We start from the raw sequence: 19,501 nt of genomic DNA, 5'->3' as shown, positions 1-19,501 counted from the left end.
GATTTAAGCCACTTATATTCAAACTGATTTACCATCATAACTTTGCAAATAACTAAAACCCGTTCATTGAGCGGGTTTTTTATTTTATCCTTGAAGTCGTAATTTTAACATCAGCCGTCGCCCAACTTCTGGAAATCAACTGTTCGATTTCCTGAACTTTAGCTTTGTTATTCCGTTTTTCATAAGCTAATTTCAATCCATGATATGCCCAACCGTTTTTGGGAAATCGTTTCAAATCCTCTTCATAGGTTTTGATAGCATCGTTATATCTTCCCGCCTCAATTTGTATTGCTCCCAAATGATGTCTTACAGAGAAAAACCAATCCGGTGGTTCATTGTAATTCAAACCATCTTCTAAAACAACAGCTTTTTGTAACAAAAGAATACTTTGCGTATAATTTCTTTCAGAAGCTAAAATTTCCGATTTCAAAACTTTGGTCGCTATTTCAACAATGGTATGCATTGAGTTAATTTCCCAAATAGTCATTTTTTCGAGTGATTTGTCATAGGATAGAACTTCCAGTCTCACAAATTCGCCTTTAGCTTTTGCGAAATCTTTTTTTCCTAAATATGCCATTCCTTTTGCATAATGTGCAACGGCAACAGGATATTTTAAAGTATCGGATACCAATTTCATTTTCAGGATTTCATCCCATTTTCCAAATTTCACAGCTACAAAATACGGAATTACATAGTAGTGCTGAAGTGTTGCCCAACCCGGTTCAATCATCGTTTTCGGGTGCACATGATTTGAAGTTTCATTTGCTCCGATCATGGCCCATTTTGAGTTGCCTTCCAAAGTTGCTGTTCCTGCCATAAAGTGATAATTGTGAGGATAGTAGGCTAGAGGATAAGCACCCTGGGCATGACACACGGTTACATAATTACTATCAACTTTTACCGCATTAATATTAGCGAGAGTTCCTTTGTGATATTCTCCGGTTCGGATATAAATATGGGAAGGCATATGGACCAAATGCCCGAAAGAAGCTGCATTTCCATCATCAAAAAATTTAGCAGCTGCATTCCCTCTTTCTGGAGTATTTGACGCCTCTACTGCGTGGATATAAAAATGATTGGCACCAATATGTTTAGGATCTTTTTTTAAAATCTTCTCCATAAGGGATACAATTTCCGGCGTCCATTTCTTCGGAGTTCCGTTTTTTTCATACAAATCCCATGGGTGTAAATCCATAACCGATTCGGCATACAAAGCAGTGATATTGATGTCATCCGAAAATTTCTGATTGACTTCCTTCATCGCGTTCGCATAGGCAATATCCAGAGTACTTCTGTCATCTAAAGGTTTTGCTACATATCTTTTTGCCAACGCATTGATTAAAGCTTTTTCCTTTTCAGTTACTTTTTCTTGTAATTTTAACGCTTGTTGGATTGCCTTATAAGCTCGTTCGTAATTATCAGGTTCCATTCCTGCGTTATAATTTGGCCCCAGTACATAGGCAAATCCCCAAAAGCACATGGCGCATTCAGGATCCAGCTTGGCAGCATAATAAAACGAACGGGCGGCTTCGGCATGATTAAATCCGTATGCTAATGCCAATCCCTGATTGAAATATTTTTGAGCTTCAGGATTTTTGGTAGTTATCGGATAATCAACAACATCCATCCCTTTAAATAACGGTGCCTTATTATCAGATGTATACCATTTCGCATCAACAGTTTGTGGAGCACAGCTTAAACTGTTTTTTCCAATTACTGTTTCCTCTTTTTCGGGAGTATTTTTTTTGCAAGAAAAAAACAAGGTAACAGCAATCACTAGAAGGAATATAACTTTTTTCATGATTCTAATTTAGTTGGTTGAAAATCAATATAAAGTTACTTAAAATCAGCAATTTGTATCGCAGTTTCTTAGCTGAAATAAAGATTATTTGCCGTTAATGTTTAAATAAAAAAAGCTTCAAACATAGTTTGAAGCTTTCTAGTACTCAGAGCGGGACTTGAACCCGCACGAACATTGCTGTTCACTGGATTTTAAGTCCAGCGTGTCTACCAATTTCACCATCCGAGCATTATGTGGTGTTGGAGCGAAAAACGGGGCTCGAACCCGCGACCTCGACCTTGGCAAGGTCGCGCTCTACCAACTGAGCTATTTTCGCATTTTCAATTCTAAAAAGAACCGCAATACTTATTTCGTATTGCGGTTGCAAATTTAAGACATTTATTGAATTACACAAGCCTTTTTTAGAAAAAAAATCAAGATAAAATTCAACCTTCTGACAACGTTTTGTTTAAAGAATAAAAAAAGCTGAAAAACTGTATTCAAGTCTCAGTTTTCAGTCGCAGTCTCAGTTTTCAGAGTTGTCTGCAAAAATTGTAATTCACTTTCGTAACAATATTTTAAAAAAGCAAGTCTATTCTTAGTACCGCTTGTAAAATCAACGCCTTTTTTGAACCAAAAACTGCATTCAAGTCACAGTTTTCAGTCGCAGTGGCAGTTTTCAGTGCTGTCTGCAAAAATTGTCATTCACTTTCTTAACAATATTAAAAAAAAGCAAGCCTATTTTAGTGCCGTTTGTAAAATCAGCACCCTTTTGAACTGAAGACTGAGACTAAAAACTGAGACTGCGACTGAAAACTAAAAACTTACTTCCTAGACAGCATCCTCTTAATCTCATTGAGTTTCATCAATGCTTCAACGGGTGTTATGGCATTTATATCCAAATTAACGATCTCCTCTTTGATTTCTTCCAACAAAGGATCATCCAGATTAAAGAAACTCATTTGCATTTCTTCTTTTGCAGATTTTACACCATTCAATACATCGCTCGAATGATTTCTTTCTAATTTCTTCAGCATCTTTTGTGCTTTCGAGATTACCAGTTGAGGCATACCCGCCATTTTGGCCACATGAATACCAAAACTATGGGCGCTTCCTCCTTTTACCAATTTCCGAATAAAAAGCACCGTATCCTTCAACTCTTTCACAGAGACATTGTAATTCTGAATTCGAGGCATCGACTCACTCATCTCATTCAATTCATGATAATGCGTCGCAAATAATGTTTTGGGTTGTGAAGGATGTTCGTGCAAAAATTCAGCGATAGCCCAAGCTATAGAAATCCCGTCATAGGTACTCGTTCCCCTTCCTATTTCATCCAATAATACCAAGCTTCGATCGGATATATTATTCAAAATAGAAGCTGTTTCATTCATTTCGACCATAAAAGTAGATTCTCCCATCGAAATATTATCCGAAGCTCCCACTCTGGTGAATATCTTATCTACAATTCCCATTCTTACGCTTTCGGCAGGCACAAAACTTCCCATTTGAGCCAGCAACACAATCAAAGCCGTTTGACGCAATATTGCCGACTTACCCGACATATTGGGCCCCGTAATCATAATCAATTGTTGTGTCTCTCTATCTAAGAAAACGTCATTGGCTATATACGGAACGCCTACCGGCAATTGCTTTTCAATTACAGGATGTCTTCCCTCTTTAATTTCGAGTTCGAATGTTTCATCGATATCTGGGCAAACGTATTTATTTTCGATAGCCAATTGCGTAAAAGAGCACAAACAATCCAACTGCGCCACCAAATTAGCATTCATCTGGACCGGTTTGATATAGGTAGCAATCCAACTCACTAATTGTTCGAATAATTCGTTTTCAATTTTTTGGATTTTCTCTTCAGCTCCTAGAATTTTAGTTTCGTATTCTTTCAGCTCTTCGGTAATATAACGTTCGGCACTGACCAATGTTTGCTTTCTAATCCATTCCGTCGGCACTTTATCTTTATGCGTATTTCTGACTTCAATATAATACCCAAAAACGTTATTGAACGATATTTTTAAGGAAGAAATCCCGGTACGTTCCGACTCCCTTTTCTCAATCCCTGCCAAAAACTGTTTCCCCGATGTAGATATGTCGCGCAAATCATCCAATTCGGCATTTATTCCTCTGGCAATCGCGTTCCCTTTGGCCACAGCCACAGGAGCATCTTGATTCAAGGTTGTTTTTATTTTTTCACGCAACAAATCACAGCTGTGCAAACTGTCCCCAATTACTTTTACAGCTTCTTGCGGACTTTCTAACGCCAATGTTTTAATTGGAATAATAGCATCCAGAGATTCTTTCAAATAAACCACTTCACGAGGAGAAACTTTACCCGTAGCAATTTTAGAAATCAAGCGCTCTAGATCCGAAATCTGTTTGATTTGATTTTGAATACTTTTTAAAATATCCTGATTTTCTTTTAAATAAGAAACCACTTGATGACGGCTTTTTATCTTATTACTATCCTTTAATGGTAAAGCCAACCAACGTTTCAACAGACGCCCACCCATTGGCGAAAGCGTTTTATCAATTACATCTAGTAATGTAACCGCATTCGGATTGTAACTGTGATACAATTCGAGGTTGCGAATCGTAAATCGATCCATCCAAACATAAGCATCCTCGGCAATTCGCTGTATTGAAGTAATATGCTGTACTCTGTTGTGCTGTGTTTCGGATAAATAATAAAGAATTGCACCCGAAGCGATAATCCCTTCTCTCAACTCCTCTACTCCAAACCCTTTTAGCGAAACGGTTTGAAAATGTTTCGTCAATGTTTCGAGAGCATAATCTTCTTTAAAAATCCAATCTTCCAAATAGAAATTATGAAAATCCTCTCCAAAAGTTTCACGGAATTCAGTTTTATTATTTTTTGGAACCAAAACTTCACTCGGATTGAAATTCTGAAGTAATTTGTCTATATATTCCGCATTTCCCTGAGCGGTAAGGAATTCTCCGGTAGAAACATCCAAAAAAGAAACTCCAATCGTTTTATTGGCAAAATAAATAGCCGCTAGAAAGTTATTGGTTTTAGATTGTAAAACCTCGTCATTCATGGAAACCCCAGGCGTAACCAGTTCTGTAACCCCACGTTTTACGATGGTTTTGGTCATTTTTGGATCTTCTAATTGATCGCAAATAGCCACTCTAAGTCCCGCTTTGACTAATTTAGGCAAATAGGTATTGATAGAATGATGCGGAAAACCAGCCAAAGCGGTCTCTGTTTCGGAACCCGCACCTCTTTTGGTTAACGTAATTCCTAGAATTCTTGAAGCCCGTACGGCATCTTCTCCAAAAGTTTCGTAAAAATCCCCAACTCGAAACAACAAGCAAGCATCCGGATACTTCCTTTTGATTTCGTTGTATTGCTTCATTAATGGAGTCTCCTTAACTATCTTATCTTTTGCTGCCAAAATTGTTGTATTTGAATGAATAAAAAACTAGTAAAGGTTTTGAAATAAACTGTCCGAAATTTGGCGAAGTTATTTTGATCTTTTCAAGGCAAAAGAACGAGAGAAATTGTATAATTTATTTTAAAACATTTACTCAGCGAATTTATAATTTTATACCGCAAAAAACTAAGACGAAAAAAATTAATTTAGTTTTAAGAAAACATATCAATACATTTTTGTTTATTTGTATAAATTTGTAAAACAATTCAAAAAAAATACTATGAAAAAAATTTTTCTAATAGCAATGCTTACCGTTTTAGGAATAACCATTTCTAACGCTCAAGAAACTTCAAAAAAGAGTAAAAAAGCAAAAACTACAGCTACTGCATCTTTACCAAAAGTAGATGGTGCTGGAATGGTTTTTGAAAACGAAACTATTGATTACGGAACTGTAGCTCACAATGCAGATGGTAACCGTCAGTTTGTATTTACCAATAATGGAAACAAACCATTAATCATAACAAACACTCAAGGATCTTGTGGATGTACTGTACCTACTACACCAAAAGAGCCTATTGCTCCAGGAGCAAAAGGAGTTATTGGAGTAAAATATGCTACTGACAGAGTTGGCCCATTCACAAAAACAGTTACTGTAACTTCAAATGCTGAAGGACAAGCTTCAAAAGTCCTTACTATAAAAGGAACTGTTTTACCAGATGCTGCACCTGCTGCTACAAAAAGCTAACATTCCCTTTTTATACTATACAAAGAACGGCTTCCTAAATTTTAGGAAGCCTTTTTTATAAACTACATTACCCAAAAGATGAGAAAACTAGAAAACAGCGAACTAGAAAGAAAATCAGTTGAAGATTTTAAGAAATCCGAAAAAACACCCTTGATTTTGGTTTTGGATGATATTCGCAGTTTACACAACATAGGATCAGTATTTAGAACAGCCGATGCTTTTTTGATAGAAAAAATAATCTTATGCGGCATCACTGCCACTCCGCCAAATAAGGAAATTCACAAAACCGCACTTGGCGCAACCGAAACGGTAACTTGGGAACACCACGAAAACGTATTGGCCGTTATTGCGGATTTAAAGAAAGAAAACATCACAACTCTTGCCATCGAACAAGTGGAAAGTTCGATTTTTCTTCAAGATTTTAAAGTAGATAAAACCCAAAAATACGCTTTAATCTTCGGAAATGAAGTATATGGCGTAGCTCAGGAAGCTGTGGCTTTGTGCGATGGTTGCATTGAAATACCACAATTGGGAACCAAACATTCCTTAAACATTTCAGTAAGCGCGGGGATTGTAGTTTGGGATTTGTTTAAACAATTTAATCATTAACAACGACACGTCCGTAACTTATATTCATAAAAGATTTTTTAACCATATAAGTAATGTAAGTTCATTTAAGTTTGCTTTCTTGAACTTGCATTACTTATATGGTTATTTTTTTTTAGAGATGAAGGTAAGTTTATCATTTAAAAAGAGACTATTATAAACCACTCTTTTCCTGGATTTTATTCAAAACATAAAGATAATCCTCCTGCTTATTTACAAAATCACGATTGGAAACATCTATAACCAAAACATTCAAATTGGTTTGGGTTTTGATATAGTCCAAATACCCTTTGTTTATTTTTTCTAAATACTCCGCTGTAATATCTTGTTCATAGCTTCTTCCTCGATTCTTTATATTTTGCAGCAATCGTTCTGTATTTTGATACAAATAAATATACAAATCGGGTTTGGGCATTTCTTTATAAATGATATCAAACAAAGTACGATACAATCGAAACTCGTCAACCTCTAAGGTGATTTTGGAAAACAATAATGATTTAAAAATATGATAATCGGCTATAATAAAATCTTTAAACAAGTCAAACTGGGACAAATCATCCGATAATTGTTGGTACCGATCCGCCAGAAAAGACATTTCCAGAGAAAAAGCATATCGGTTTTGATCCTCATAAAATTTAGGCAAAAAAGGATTGTCTGCAAAACGCTCCAATACCGTTTTCGCATTAAAATCTTGAGCCATTTTTAATGCCAAAGTCGATTTTCCTGCACCAATATTCCCTTCAATGGCTATGTAATTGTATTGATTTAATACTATTTTATCTAAAGGACTTTGCAATTCTTGTACTACCGCACAAACACTATCGTCTGGAGTAATTTGAAGTAATTCTGAAATTGATTTTTTCAAAACGGGGTGTTCCCAATCTAAATTCAAATCCTGAAAAGGCAACAAAACAAATTTTCTGTTTTGCATTAACGGGTGTGGAACTTGAAGATGCTCAAAATGAATGATTTCATCGTCAAAAGCAACTACATCTATATCTATAATTCTAGATTGATAACCCGCATTTTCGTTGCGAATACGTCCCAGTTTTTTTTCGACAAAAAAAACGGCTTCAAGGATTTGCTGAGGAGTTTGAGAAGTATGTAAAACTAATGCACAATTATAAAACGCCTCACTTTCAAAACCCCAAGAAGGCGTTTCGTATAGTTTGGAAACTTTTATAATGGTACCTATTTCCTGATGGATCAGTTCAAGGCATTGCTCGATGTTTTCCAATCGATTGCCTTGATTACTCCCTAGAGATAAAACGACTTGGTGTTGTAAATTCATATTGGGTACAAATTAACTAAAAGAATTTCAGAATAGCAGTATATTTGCGCAGGGTGTTGTTATTTATTTTCATTGTTAAATGTAACAAATCAACACTTTTTACTACTTATTAGAAAAATAGATTTATATGAGATTTTTAGGAAATGTAATGGCAACCATTATTGGTATTTTTGTTTTTTTTATGTTGTTTTTCTTTGGAATTGTTCTCATTGGGGCAATTTTCGGCGGAGAATCTGAAGGAGTTACCGTTAAAAGCAATTCGGTTATCGAATTAAACTTGGACAACATCTGTAATGACTATGCCGGAAAATACAAAGATCCTTGGATGGAAGTTTTTTCAAAAAAAAAAGGTATTGGTTTTATAGATGTAATTAATGCTATCGAAGCGGCTAAAACAGACAATGACATCAAAGGAATATCGATCTTGAATCAAGATTCTTCTTTAGGATTGGCGCAAAGCAAAGAACTAAGAGAAGCTTTAATTAGTTTTAAAAAATCAGGAAAGTTTGTTATGGCCTACGCCAATAATTATACGCAAAGAGATTATTATTTAAACTCTGTTGCTAACACCATTTACTTGAATCCAGCGGGAGATCTTGATTTTAAAGGATTATCGACCGAAGTAATGTTCTTTAAAGATTTACAGGAAAAATCAGGAATAAAAATGGAAGTCATTCGACACGGAAAATACAAAAGTGCCGTTGAACCTTTCCTGGAGAACAAAATGAGTGATGCCAATAGAGAGCAAACAACTGCATTGTTAAACTCAGTTTGGAGTTCAGTTCTAGCCGATATTTCTGAAAGCCGAAATATATCGATAGCCCGATTAAACGAAATTGCAACCGGTTTATTGGCTCGCACTCCAGAAATGGCCAAAGCGAATAAACTTATCGATAATATTGCTTATGAAGATGTGTACCATGATGCCATCAAAAAAGAATTAAAAGTAGCAACAGATGAAGATTACAACAAAGTATCACTATCCGATTATGCCCAAAAAGTAACGACTACTTCAGTAAGTGCCGATACTGACAACCAAATTGCAGTAATTTATGCTCAAGGCGAAATTGCAAGTGGAGAAGGCGATGTCAATACCATTGGCGAAGGTTCTATGCGTCGTTCTTTGCAGGAAGCCAGAAAAAATAAAGACATTAAAGCAATCGTTCTTCGTATCGATAGTCCAGGAGGAAGTGCCTTAACATCCGATTTGATTTGGAGAGAAATTGAGTTGACCAAGAAAGTAAAACCAGTAGTAGTATCTATGGGTAATTACGCAGCCTCTGGAGGATATTATATTGCTTGCAACGCAAACACCATTTTCGCAGAAAAAAACACAATAACCGGTTCTATAGGTGTTTTTGGGGTATTACCGAACTTTAGTCGATTGTCTACCAAAATAGGAATCAACACCGAGCAAGTGATGACCAATGAAAATGCCAATTACAGTCCGTTTGTTCCTTTGAACGAAAAATTCAAAGCCGTTACCCTTGAAGGCGTAGAGCGTGTTTACAAAACATTTATCACCCATGTTGCCGAAGGACGAAAAATGACAGTTGCACAAGTAGATTCTATTGCACAAGGTCGCGTTTGGACAGGTACTGAAGCTAAAAAAATAGGATTAGTCGACAAAATAGGAAATTTAAATGACGCTTTAAAAGAAGCGGCATCCTTAGTCAAAATTAAAACCTACTCTACCCAAACCTTCCCAGAATACGAAAAAAATTTCAGCGATCTATTGGCCAAACTTCCTTTTGCTAAATCAAAAGAAGCTTTAATCAAAGAAGAATTGGGCGAGGAAAATTATTTTATTTTACAACAAATTAAGAAAGTGCAATTGCAGAAAGGAATTCAGGCCAGAATGCCGTTCGAAATTTCGATTCAATAATTTTTTGACATACAATCTTAAACCCTTTCAGACTAATAAACTGAAAGGGTTTCTTTTTATCATAATTTTACAAAACAACTAATTAATAAACCCTTATTTTTGTAAAAAATAACCCAATTTATTTAACGCATATGCTAAAGAAAATTTTAAAAATCGTTGGAATTGTATTAGTAGTACTCGTAGCTTCTCTATTTGCCATTCCGTATTTCTTTAAAGATCAAATAAAAGCCAAAATCACTGAGGCCATCAACGAAAAAGTAGATGCTAAAGTTTCCTTTGCGGATGCCGACTTGAGTTTATTCAAAAATTTCCCAAAGGCAACTGTGACCTTGGACAAATTGTTAATTATCAATAAAGCCCCTTTTGAAGGAGACACTTTGATTTCTTTGGGCGAATTGAATTTAAACATGTCCATCAAAGAATTGTTTAAAGACAAGGGAGAAGCCATGCAAATTGAAGGAATTACTTCAAAAAATGGTTTTATCAATATCATATTCAACAAAGACGGAATCGGGAATTTTGATATTGCCTTAAAAGACAACAAACCCAAAGAGGATGGTAAAAGCGACCCAATGCTTTTGAAAATTCAGAAATATCAAGTTGAGAATTTCAAGTTTCAATATTTTGACGAAGGATCACAGGTACGAATGGTCATTGATAGTTTGAATCATGAAGGCACAGGAGATTTTAATGCTTCAAAATTGGATTTAGATACCAAATCTACTGCTAAAATATCACTTGATATGGGCAAAATCAATTACATGAAGAATGTCGCCTTGTCACTGGATGCCGTTTTAGGAATTGATTTGGATAAGAGCAAATACACTTTTAAAGAAAACAAAGCATTAATTAATCAATTGCCGCTGGAATTTGATGGTTTTATACAAATGACAGAAGCGGGACAGCTCTATGATTTGAAATTCAAAACACCAACTTCCTCCTTCAAGAACTTTTTGGGATTGATTCCTGCTGTTTACGCATCGAGCTTAGAAGGCGTAAAAACAACCGGAGATTTTACGGTTAAAGGTTTTGCCAAAGGGATGCTAACGGATACCACCATTCCAAAATTTAGCCTTGCCATTGCTTCTAACAACGGTTCTTTTCAATATCCTAATTTACCAAAATCGGTTCAAAGTATTGTGATTGACACTAAAATTGTAAATGAAACGGGTATAATGAACGACACTTATGTCAATCTTAACAAACTATCTTTTAAAATAGACCAAGACGTTTTTAACGCTAAAGCTAACATCAAAAACATCAGCACCAATGCATTGGTCGATGCCGCTTTGAAAGGAACCATCAACTTAGCGAATCTTTCTAAAGCGTATCCTATAAAACTGGACAAACCGCTTACGGGAATTTTAAAAGCTAATGTGACGACCAAATTCGACATGGCTTCTGTAGAGAAAAGTCAGTACCAAAACATCAATAATGCCGGAACTATTGGTTTAACTGGATTTAATTATGCTGACGCAAATGGTAAAAACATGATCATCAGTTCGGCTTTGGTACAATTTAACCCGAGTCAGGTGCATTTGAAACAGTTTAATGCAAAAACCGGAAAAAGTGATCTTAGCGTAACGGGAGTTTTGGATAATTTTTATGGTTTTATGTTTAGAAAACAAGAGCTGAAAGGAAATTTCAACATGACTTCCAATCAATTAGCAGTCAGTGATTTCATGACAACCAGCGCTGCCCCAACTGCTACAGCCACTACACAAACAAAAAAAGCTGAACCATTAAAAATCCCCGCTTTTTTAAATTGTACGCTTACTGCAAAAGCCAACACCGTTTTGTATGACAACTTAACATTGAAAGCGGTTTCTGGAAAAATGATAATCAAAGACGAAAAAGTGACTTTAGAAAATGTAAAAACATCGATTTTTGGAGGAACTATTGGTGCGAGTGGAGCCGTTTCCACAAAAGGTAAAACACCCGTTTTTGACATGAACCTTAATTTAAACCAAGTTGACATTCAACAAAGTTTTACCCAGTTGGATATGTTGAAAAAAATAGCTCCAATAGCAGGAATCGTCAATGGAAAAATAAACACAATAATCAAATTAAACGGAAATCTAGATGCTACCGAAATGACGCCTGATTTAAAAACCCTTTCGGGCGATTTGATTGGACAATTGCTTGCTACTTCCTTAAATGCTAATAGCTCGACGATGCTAAAAGCGTTGAGTTCTAATTTGAAATTTATCGATTTAAACAAAGTAAATCTCAATGATATTAAAACGTCGCTAACTTTTAAAGATGGCAGAGTAAATGTAAAACCATTTGATATAAAATACCAAGACATTAAAGCAGTGGTAGGTGGTACTCATGGTTTTGACCAAAGCATGGATTATAACATCAAATTTAATGTTCCAGCCAAATACCTAGGCAAGGAAGCCAATGCCTATATCTCGAAAATGTCACCGAGTGACGCTGCTAAATTTGATAACATTCCAGTAACAGCATTAATGACCGGAACTTTTAGCAATCCGAAAGTTTCATCGGACATGAAAACGGTATTGACCACCTTGACGATGCAATTGGCCAAACAACAGTCGGATAAATTGGTTAAAAAAGGAACTTCGGAATTGGATAAATTACTGAACAGCGGCAAAAAAACAGATGCCGACACCACTAAAACCAATGCTCAAAAAGAAGATATTAAAAAGAAAGCAGGTGATTTACTGAATGGTTTGTTTAAGAAAAAATAGACTTCATATGCAAAACCCGACAGGTTAAAAAAAACCTGTCGGGTTTATAATCTATCGTCCTAAAAAAGTTGACTACAAAAATAATTCATCCGGATCGGTTAATTTTTCTAATTCTTGTTTTAGGCCTGTTCTTAAAATACTCAATCCAAATTGATAGGATGCATTCATCCAGCCGAAGCCTTCTTCTGTAATATAATCGAATGCTGTGCCTACATTACCATATTCGGCAAAAATTTTGAGAGAACTGGTTTCCAAATTAAATTTTTCAGGAATGGTTCCGTTATAATCTACAGCATTTCGTGTAATAAGCCACAGCCAGCGATAAATCATTTCCTGAGCCTCTTCGGTATAATTATAATTCAGTAATCCTTCCCATAAAAACATTTGATGTGGCGCCCATCCAAAAGGGTAATCCCATTGACGCTGTGGAGAATTGGTATCTATATCCGCAATTGCATCTTTGGTACTTCCTGCAATTCCCCCTTTTAATTTGAATTTTGGCAATGCTGTCTTCACTAAAATTTCAGCTTGCTCCGCACTGCATAATTTTGCCCAAAGCGGATAGAAAGTCGTAGCTGCTTCAAATTGATGTGCTCCTTCTGTTATAAAATTATAGTCAAAATAGATTCCTTTTTTCTTGTCCCAACACAATTCATTGATTTTTTCTTTTCTGAAAGCAGCTTTTTTATTCCAATATTCTCTGGAATAAACTATGTTTTTATCATACTGAAAATGATTATCAAACTCATTTTCAATCAAAAAAGCAATATCGGTTTCGTACTTATAAAGCAAACTATTCAAATCTATCGTATTCAAATCGGCACAAACATTGACCAAGCGATTGGTGGTGTCGTGCCCGCTTTCTCGCATGCTACGATCGTGAACAAAATAAGCATCAAGATTGGTGTCAATAATTTCTCTTTCGAGGTATTTTTTTTCAAAATCACGTAAAGGCAAATTATACAACAAAGCATATTTTTCAAGAACATCATCAAAATGCCCTACCTCAACTTCAAACGGAAGGCCAATTCCTTCTGCTTTGTATCGGTTTAGCCCATTTGGCGTAAGCCTTTCTCCTTCTTCCATCCAAACCTTTTGATATTCTTTGATAGCAGTCTTAAGATGTTTTGCGATCCAAGATACTTCTGGCTTTGATTTTTTCACGATAGCAACAATCAAAGAAGTGTACAATGGTGGTTGTGTTCTAGTCAAATAATAACTTCGATTCGCATTGAGAATTTTGCCATAATGGTCAATCTGGTATTTAAAATTCTCGGCAATGGCAATGGCAAGCTCCAATTTATCGTCTAATAAAAGTCCCATTGCTATAAAATAGCTATCCCAACCATACATTTCGTTGAATCGCCCACCTGGGACCACAAACGGAACCCCTTTTGTTTGACTGTCTTCCCGATGCAAAGCCAAAGCCAAGATTCCTGGCTTTTTGTTTAAAGTCTGCTCATATTCTGATGAAATATTTTCGGGCAATTGAACGACTTTTAATTTTGGAATCGATTTTTCCAGATTTTTAAAATATTCAAAAGCCAAATCATCCTTTTTAGGAACATATAAATACGAAATTGTATTTTCTATCTTTTCATCTTCTATAATTTTCGCAACTCCTTTCGCGTCAATAGTTCTGGTGAGACCTTCCCAATACAAATTTTTTATTTTTCTGGAAATGCGGCTTACTGGATTTTCTATTATTTCGGAACTTTTAATTTCAGCAAACTCCGTATTGTTCTTTTTGGACAATGCCAATTCCTGCAATAAATTGGAGAGATGATAGGTTCCTTCTATCTGCAATGAATTTCCATTTTCATCTTCCAATAAAAAACTTTTTGGGCCTTGATCGTCAATCGTAATTTTTTTATCGCCATCCGTATCTTCCTGAGCTAATAAACTCTGAAGTGTTTGCTTTATGTTTAGTTTAAATTTCATTTTTAGCAGTTATTTTTTTTAGAATAAAAAAAGAAATCAATAATAATGACATCGGAATTAAGGTGTAATAAAATGCATTTTCCGGCCCTTGATTCTGAAACAACCAACCTATAATCCTGGAGCCTAATGTACCACCAAGTGCTGAAAAGACCACAATTAATCCCGTCATTGAACTATGCAGTTTTTTTGGCAAAGCACTCAATATAACCGAATTGAGCAACGGATAAATAGGCGCAATAAACAACCCCACAAGTGGAAATGCAAAGCCTATTAATGGTATATCACGAAACGAATCGATTGTTTTCACTTCAAGTCCAACCGTTTTTGGCAGCACGAAAATCACAATCAACATGGCACATACAATACAAAAACTCAATACCCAAATCCAATTTATTCTTTTCGTAATTTCGCCAGCCAAAAGCCTCCCAATTGCTAACGAAATGGCTAGAATACTCGCCATCATTATGCTATTGTTCTCCGATAAATGAAGTACTTTATCATTGAATGTTGGCAACCAAGACATAATCCCTTGTTCGATCATTACAAATAAAAAGGCGCTGACAACAAAGACAACAACCAATAATTTTGTCATTAATTTGAACATTTGCGAAAAATCATCCGCTAGATTCACACCTGGAATTTCTGTTGGATTCTCTATTTTCATAAAAAATAAAAAGCCAAATGAAAGTAATGACAACAAAGCCAAAAGCCAATATACATTGAGCCAGGAATCTGGATTAGCATCATCATTAAAAGCCGGGAATAAAAAATAAGCCAATGCAATTCCTATCATAAAAATCCCTTCTACACTGCTCATTAATGCATTGTGCTCCCTTTGATTTTCGGTTATTGTACCAATTAGTGAATAGACTGATACTTTTATCAGTGCAAAGGATACACCAACGGTTGCAAAAAGCAGTTTTGCATAATTAAAGGAGTTACCATAAAACATGGCAATACAGGCAAAAGTTACCAATCCCAACCCAATAAGCATTGCTTTTTTATAACCAATTCTCGGTAAAAAAGAAGCGATTAAAAATGAAACAATTGCAATGGGCAAATCCTTAAAAGCCTCCAGAATACTGGCCTGTAATTCATTTACACCATAATTTTTTTGTGCTTTTAAAATCACTATTCCTACGCTGTTCAGCAAAATGGCAAATACAAAGTAATTGAGATATAGCGCTGTTGTTATTCCTATTTTTTTCATAGTAATCTTTGATTTACTGACGAATGTAGCAAAAACCAAATGCTGTTATGAAAACAACATTTGGCTGAACTAATTAATACAAAACTAAAAGTTAATTGCTACAGAGAATCTGAAAGCACGTCCTAAAATAGGTCTTGCCAAAAACACATCGCTAGCAGATGATGTTGTCTGTCTAGGATTCCCTTCGGTTAAACCAATTTCATTAAATAAGTTAGAACCATCAAGGGCAAATCGTAAATTATTTACTTTGTAATTTAGACCCGCACCAACTTCTTTAAAAGCGGGTAAAACTTGTTTGTTATCTTGGTTGGTGTATTTTTTGCCAAAATAAGAATATTGAATATAGGCGGTTAATCTCTTCGTAATATCAACTTCCGGTCTTAGAGCGCAGAAGAATTTAGGAATTCTACGAGCCTCATTTCCGTTGTAATCAAAAGTGCTCCCATCAGCATTTGTACCATTAAAATTATCGTATTCAGGATTTTGAACCGTAAAGTTAAAGTTCAATCTCGTCATTTTATATTTTACATTTGTTTCTACTTCTAACCCTAAATTGTTTACATCGGCAAATTTATTTTCAGACGATCCGTCGGCTAATATGTCTGTAAAAGCGACATTTTTTAAATTCATATGAAACAAATTGGCATTCACAGAAAGAAACGAATTTGCGTATTTGTAACCTAATTCCAATTGATTGACAAAAGTGTTTTCCAGTTTACTTAAATCATTTGCATTGTCATAAAAAGACTCTTCAATTGGCGATCTAAAACCGTGACTGTATCTTAAATAAGACGCCATATTATCATTAAACTTATAATTTCCTGCTCCAGTATAAGAAATCTCACTTACATCATATTTCCAATACGTATAAGGATTTCCCTGAATTGTAGTCACGGCGTCATCGGCAGTATTATTATCTAAAACACCTAGATTTTCGGCAAAGAAACGAGCATTGTCCCTGTATCCTGAATATTGGTTTTTATCATATCTTAAACCCGCATTAAATGTCAATTTATCCGTTGCCTGAATTTCGGCATCAACATAAACATCATTTAATTTCCCTTTGGTTTGCGCGTCTCTTTCTAGCCAAGTAATTCTTTCGATACCATTCCAAGTATGGGATATACCAGTTGCCGTATTATTTACATTTACCAATCTTGGATTGTCTGTAACATCTACTAAATAGTTACTCCAGTTCCAGTATTGATTTGACTTCCAATTTGAATAATAATAGCCAACGGTAAGATTAACAGGTTTCAAATCGAAACCGAAAGATAGATTATTGGCAAAATTCTCCATTTGTTTGTGAATGTACCAATGATCCGCTCTCATAATCAATGAATTTGCGTTTAATGTCGCATTGTTATCCACATAAGTATAGCTCAAGTTTCCAGTATTTGCTGGAGCCAATCCTTGTACATCTGTTGCGTAAGCCGTTTGTGACCAAGGCCCGCCAGTGCTGAAAATGGCATTGTAATTCAAATCTATTTTAGTGCTTCTGAATGCATTTTTTAAGGTAACTTTCTCCGAGATTTTCTTTTTGAGTTCGGCTCCAATCGCATCAACAACAGGATGAACACCATCTTCTAAATCGGCATTAAAGGTTCCTCCACCGTATTGTGGCACGCTTAGATGTGAGAAATTTGCAGAAGTCAAAGTACCATAATTAGGATCAAATCCATCTATTCCCTCGACTTTCCCATTGTTGCTTTTTAATGGAATTGGCAAGTAGAATGTATTTCTGTCATCTAGTTTCTTGTAGTTTAATCTCAAATAACCTCCATCATCAAACTTATAAGTCAAATTCATTTTTACTTGTCCGCCTTTGTTTGCTGTAAAACCAGTTTTTCTGATTCCATCATCGGCTCTGTAAAATCCACCGACATTAAAGAACAATTTATCCTGAACTAACGCTCCGCTTAAATTAAGGTCTGTTCTGAATAAACCATAATCTCCAACGGTAAGTTTTGCTCTTCCTTGAAAATCATTTTGTCCCGTTTTTGAAATAAAATTGATAATCCCCCCTGGAGCATTCGATGCAAAAATAGATGCTGAACCGCCTCGAACGGCTTCCATTTTACTAACAGTTTCATCAAGTCTATACCAATTATCAGCATTGGCAAACTGCAAAGCGCCGTCTTCAAAAACTGGTAAACCGTCTTCTTGAATTTGTACATATTCATACGCTCCAGCCGATGGAATTCCTCTTGCAAAAAGGTTGTTCCCTACTTCTCCACCAGATGATTCAACAACAAAACCCGGAATGGTTTGAAGAATCGCTGCTGTACTAATTGGCGCTCTGTCTTCGATTGCTTTAGCTCCCATAGTGGTAATAGCAATACTTGATTCCAATTTTGATCTTGGATTTGATGAACCCGTGACAACCACTTCTTTCAAACTTTGCGACTCAGATTCTATATGTAAATCTAGCGTTATGCTTTCGTCTTCCTTAACAGAAACATTCTTTTGAGTTGATTTGTATCCAATATTTGACACACGAATGGTATAACTTCCCGCAGAAAGATTTAAAAATGCATATCCACCATCAAAGCCTGTACTCACCGCTTTTGAAGTTTCTAGAATAACGACATTTGCACCTGGAATCGTTTGTCCGTTTTCGTCGAATACTTTTCCAGAAATAGTGCTTTTTCCCTGTGAAAAAGCCATCGCTGGAAGAATAAATACCAGCAGCATTAAAAATAATGCAACTGGATGATAATTTAACTGTTTCATGATATTTGTTATTTGGTTAGTTAATTGTGAGGTAAAACTATAGCCAATTTAATTAGGTCAATGGAGATTTTTTGCCGAAAACGTTTTCGATTTGCCGAAAACGTTTTCGACAAATAAATTTACTAATTATCAATTAGTTTTATTACATTTATTATTATGAATGATACCAGACTTATTGATATTGCAGCAGCCTTGGGAATTTCTGTCACTACGGTCTCAAAAGCATTAAAAGGGTATACTGATGTTAGTGAAGCCACTAGAGCAAGAGTTCTTGAAATGGTAACTTCTATGAATTACAAACCCAATGTCAATGCCGTAAACCTTAGGACAAACGAAACAAAAACCATTGGGGTTATTATTCCTACTATGGTGCATCATTTTTTTTCGAGTGTTCTGAACGGCATTTTAGACGAAGCCGAAAACAGAGGATATCTCGTGATTATTTTGCAATCAAATGAAAAATATGAGTTGGAAAAAAAGCAAATTGCATTACTGTTACAAAAAAGAGTTGATGGCATTTTGATTTCACTATCAAACGAAACGGATGATTTCTCTCATATTAATGAAGCCATAAAAAAGAACACTCCCGTAGTATTGTTTGATAAAATTGCTAAACTGGTAAATTGCTCCAAAGTGGTGATTAATGACCGAAAAGCCGCTTATGATGCCGTTACTTATTTAATAGAAAAAGGATATAAAAAAATTGCCCATTTTAGAGGTTCTTACACTCCTCAAAATTCAATAGATCGTTTTTTAGGATACAAAAAAGCACTAGAAGACCACAACATCCCTTATGATTCTTCGCTGGTTTATTTATGCGATCACAACGCCGATTTTGAAGATGGTTACGCCAATGCCCAAAAACTGGTTAATGACCATAAAGATGTCGATGCCGTTTTTGCTGTCACTGATTTGGTTGCTATCGGAATTATAAAACACCTCAACGAAATGCAAATCAAAATCCCGGAACAAATTGCTGTTTTTGGTTTCAGTAATTGGTTTATGTCAACCGTAATTTCTCCAAAACTCACAACAATTGACCAGCCTGGTTATGATATTGGTCAACGCGCCGCCTCAATTTTGATAAATGAAATAGCGCAAATTAAAGAACACATTCCCGTTACACATCAAATTATTGAACTCCCTACACACATTATTGAGAGAGAATCTACGCTAAGAAGTTAAG

General features: G+C 35.6%; 11 protein-coding genes and 2 tRNA genes. 5 read left to right on the top strand and 8 right to left on the bottom strand.

From position 1 onward, the window contains the following. Nucleotides 1-79: 79 nt before the first annotated feature. The 4 genes from FNW52_RS01265 to mutS all read right to left on the bottom strand — a co-directional run bounded on the left by FNW52_RS01265 (nt 80) and on the right by mutS (nt 5,211). Nucleotides 80-1,801, bottom strand: coding sequence for a hypothetical protein (locus FNW52_RS01265; RefSeq protein WP_143375596.1), 1,722 nt, complete (start codon nt 1,799-1,801; stop codon nt 80-82). A 142-nt stretch (nt 1,802-1,943) separates the two neighbouring features. After that, nucleotides 1,944-2,029: transfer RNA gene (locus FNW52_RS01260), tRNA-Leu, on the bottom strand. Between the two features lie 12 nt (nt 2,030-2,041). Beyond that, nucleotides 2,042-2,117: transfer RNA gene (locus FNW52_RS01255), tRNA-Gly, on the bottom strand. Between the two features lie 487 nt (nt 2,118-2,604). Next, complete coding sequence (gene mutS, locus FNW52_RS01250; protein WP_185965889.1) at nt 2,605-5,211, bottom strand: DNA mismatch repair protein MutS; 2,607 nt, start codon at nt 5,209-5,211, stop codon at nt 2,605-2,607. Between the two features lie 259 nt (nt 5,212-5,470). On the opposite strand from mutS, the gene FNW52_RS01245 reads away from it, so the two are divergent. Then, a complete protein-coding gene (locus FNW52_RS01245) occupies nt 5,471-5,935 on the top strand; it encodes a DUF1573 domain-containing protein (RefSeq protein ID WP_143375594.1) in 465 nt (154 codons plus the stop codon). 78 nt (nt 5,936-6,013) lie between these two features. Then, nucleotides 6,014-6,544 carry an RNA methyltransferase gene (locus FNW52_RS01240; protein WP_143375593.1) on the top strand — a complete coding sequence of 177 codons (531 nt, stop codon included), beginning with the start codon at nt 6,014-6,016 and terminating at the stop codon, nt 6,542-6,544. Between the two features lie 151 nt (nt 6,545-6,695). Here FNW52_RS01240 and folK read toward each other — a convergent pair whose 3' ends face one another. After that, nucleotides 6,696-7,832, bottom strand: a complete 1,137-nt coding sequence (gene folK, locus FNW52_RS01235; RefSeq protein WP_143375591.1) for a 2-amino-4-hydroxy-6-hydroxymethyldihydropteridine diphosphokinase — start codon at nt 7,830-7,832, stop codon at nt 6,696-6,698. A gap of 127 nt (nt 7,833-7,959) precedes the next feature. Here folK and sppA point away from each other — a divergent pair, with 127 nt between their 5' ends. Together sppA and FNW52_RS01225 are read left to right on the top strand one after the other, a co-directional pair. Next, nucleotides 7,960-9,717, top strand: coding sequence for a signal peptide peptidase SppA (gene sppA / locus FNW52_RS01230; protein WP_143375589.1), 1,758 nt, complete (start codon nt 7,960-7,962; stop codon nt 9,715-9,717). Between the two features lie 131 nt (nt 9,718-9,848). Next, on the top strand, nt 9,849-12,431 hold the full coding sequence (locus FNW52_RS01225) for an AsmA-like C-terminal region-containing protein (protein WP_143375588.1): 2,583 nt from the start codon (nt 9,849-9,851) through the stop codon (nt 12,429-12,431). 72 nt (nt 12,432-12,503) lie between these two features. Here the strand turns inward: FNW52_RS01225 and FNW52_RS01220 are convergent, their stop codons facing one another. From FNW52_RS01220 to FNW52_RS01210, 3 genes are all read right to left on the bottom strand, one after another. Beyond that, a complete protein-coding gene (locus FNW52_RS01220; protein WP_143375587.1) occupies nt 12,504-14,372 on the bottom strand; it encodes an alpha,alpha-trehalase in 1,869 nt (622 codons plus the stop codon). After that, a complete protein-coding gene (locus FNW52_RS01215) occupies nt 14,362-15,582 on the bottom strand; it encodes a sugar MFS transporter (protein ID WP_143375586.1) in 1,221 nt (406 codons plus the stop codon). Before FNW52_RS01215 ends, FNW52_RS01220 begins: the two co-directional genes overlap by 11 nt. 84 nt (nt 15,583-15,666) lie before the next feature. Continuing rightward, nucleotides 15,667-18,315, bottom strand: coding sequence for a TonB-dependent receptor (locus FNW52_RS01210; RefSeq protein ID WP_255515435.1), 2,649 nt, complete (start codon nt 18,313-18,315; stop codon nt 15,667-15,669). Between the two features lie 156 nt (nt 18,316-18,471). On the opposite strand from FNW52_RS01210, the gene FNW52_RS01205 reads away from it, so the two are divergent. Next, nucleotides 18,472-19,500, top strand: coding sequence for a LacI family DNA-binding transcriptional regulator (locus FNW52_RS01205; protein WP_143375585.1), 1,029 nt, complete (start codon nt 18,472-18,474; stop codon nt 19,498-19,500). Nucleotide 19,501 lies beyond the last annotated feature (1 nt).

The organism is Flavobacterium sp. ZT3R18 (genome assembly GCF_007097385.1).
Lineage (GTDB): Bacteria > Bacteroidota > Bacteroidia > Flavobacteriales > Flavobacteriaceae > Flavobacterium.
Note: the sequence above shows the minus strand (reverse complement) of the source record. Positions and strands in the feature narration are given on the sequence as shown.

Excerpts from the sequence above, each read along its gene's own strand:
- folK (WP_143375591.1), bottom strand. The coding sequence starts at position 7,832 with ATGAATTTACAACACCAAGTCGTTTTATCTCTAGGGAGTAATCAAGGC.
- FNW52_RS01240 (WP_143375593.1), top strand. The coding sequence starts at position 6,014 with ATGAGAAAACTAGAAAACAGCGAACTAGAAAGAAAATCAGTTGAAGAT.
- FNW52_RS01265 (WP_143375596.1), bottom strand. The coding sequence starts at position 1,801 with ATGAAAAAAGTTATATTCCTTCTAGTGATTGCTGTTACCTTGTTTTTT.
- FNW52_RS01225 (WP_143375588.1), top strand. The coding sequence starts at position 9,849 with ATGCTAAAGAAAATTTTAAAAATCGTTGGAATTGTATTAGTAGTACTC.
- FNW52_RS01245 (WP_143375594.1), top strand. The coding sequence starts at position 5,471 with ATGAAAAAAATTTTTCTAATAGCAATGCTTACCGTTTTAGGAATAACC.
- FNW52_RS01215 (WP_143375586.1), bottom strand. The coding sequence starts at position 15,582 with ATGAAAAAAATAGGAATAACAACAGCGCTATATCTCAATTACTTTGTA.
- FNW52_RS01220 (WP_143375587.1), bottom strand. The coding sequence starts at position 14,372 with ATGAAATTTAAACTAAACATAAAGCAAACACTTCAGAGTTTATTAGCT.
- sppA (WP_143375589.1), top strand. The coding sequence starts at position 7,960 with ATGAGATTTTTAGGAAATGTAATGGCAACCATTATTGGTATTTTTGTT.
- FNW52_RS01210 (WP_255515435.1), bottom strand. The coding sequence starts at position 18,315 with ATGAAACAGTTAAATTATCATCCAGTTGCATTATTTTTAATGCTGCTG.
- FNW52_RS01205 (WP_143375585.1), top strand. The coding sequence starts at position 18,472 with ATGAATGATACCAGACTTATTGATATTGCAGCAGCCTTGGGAATTTCT.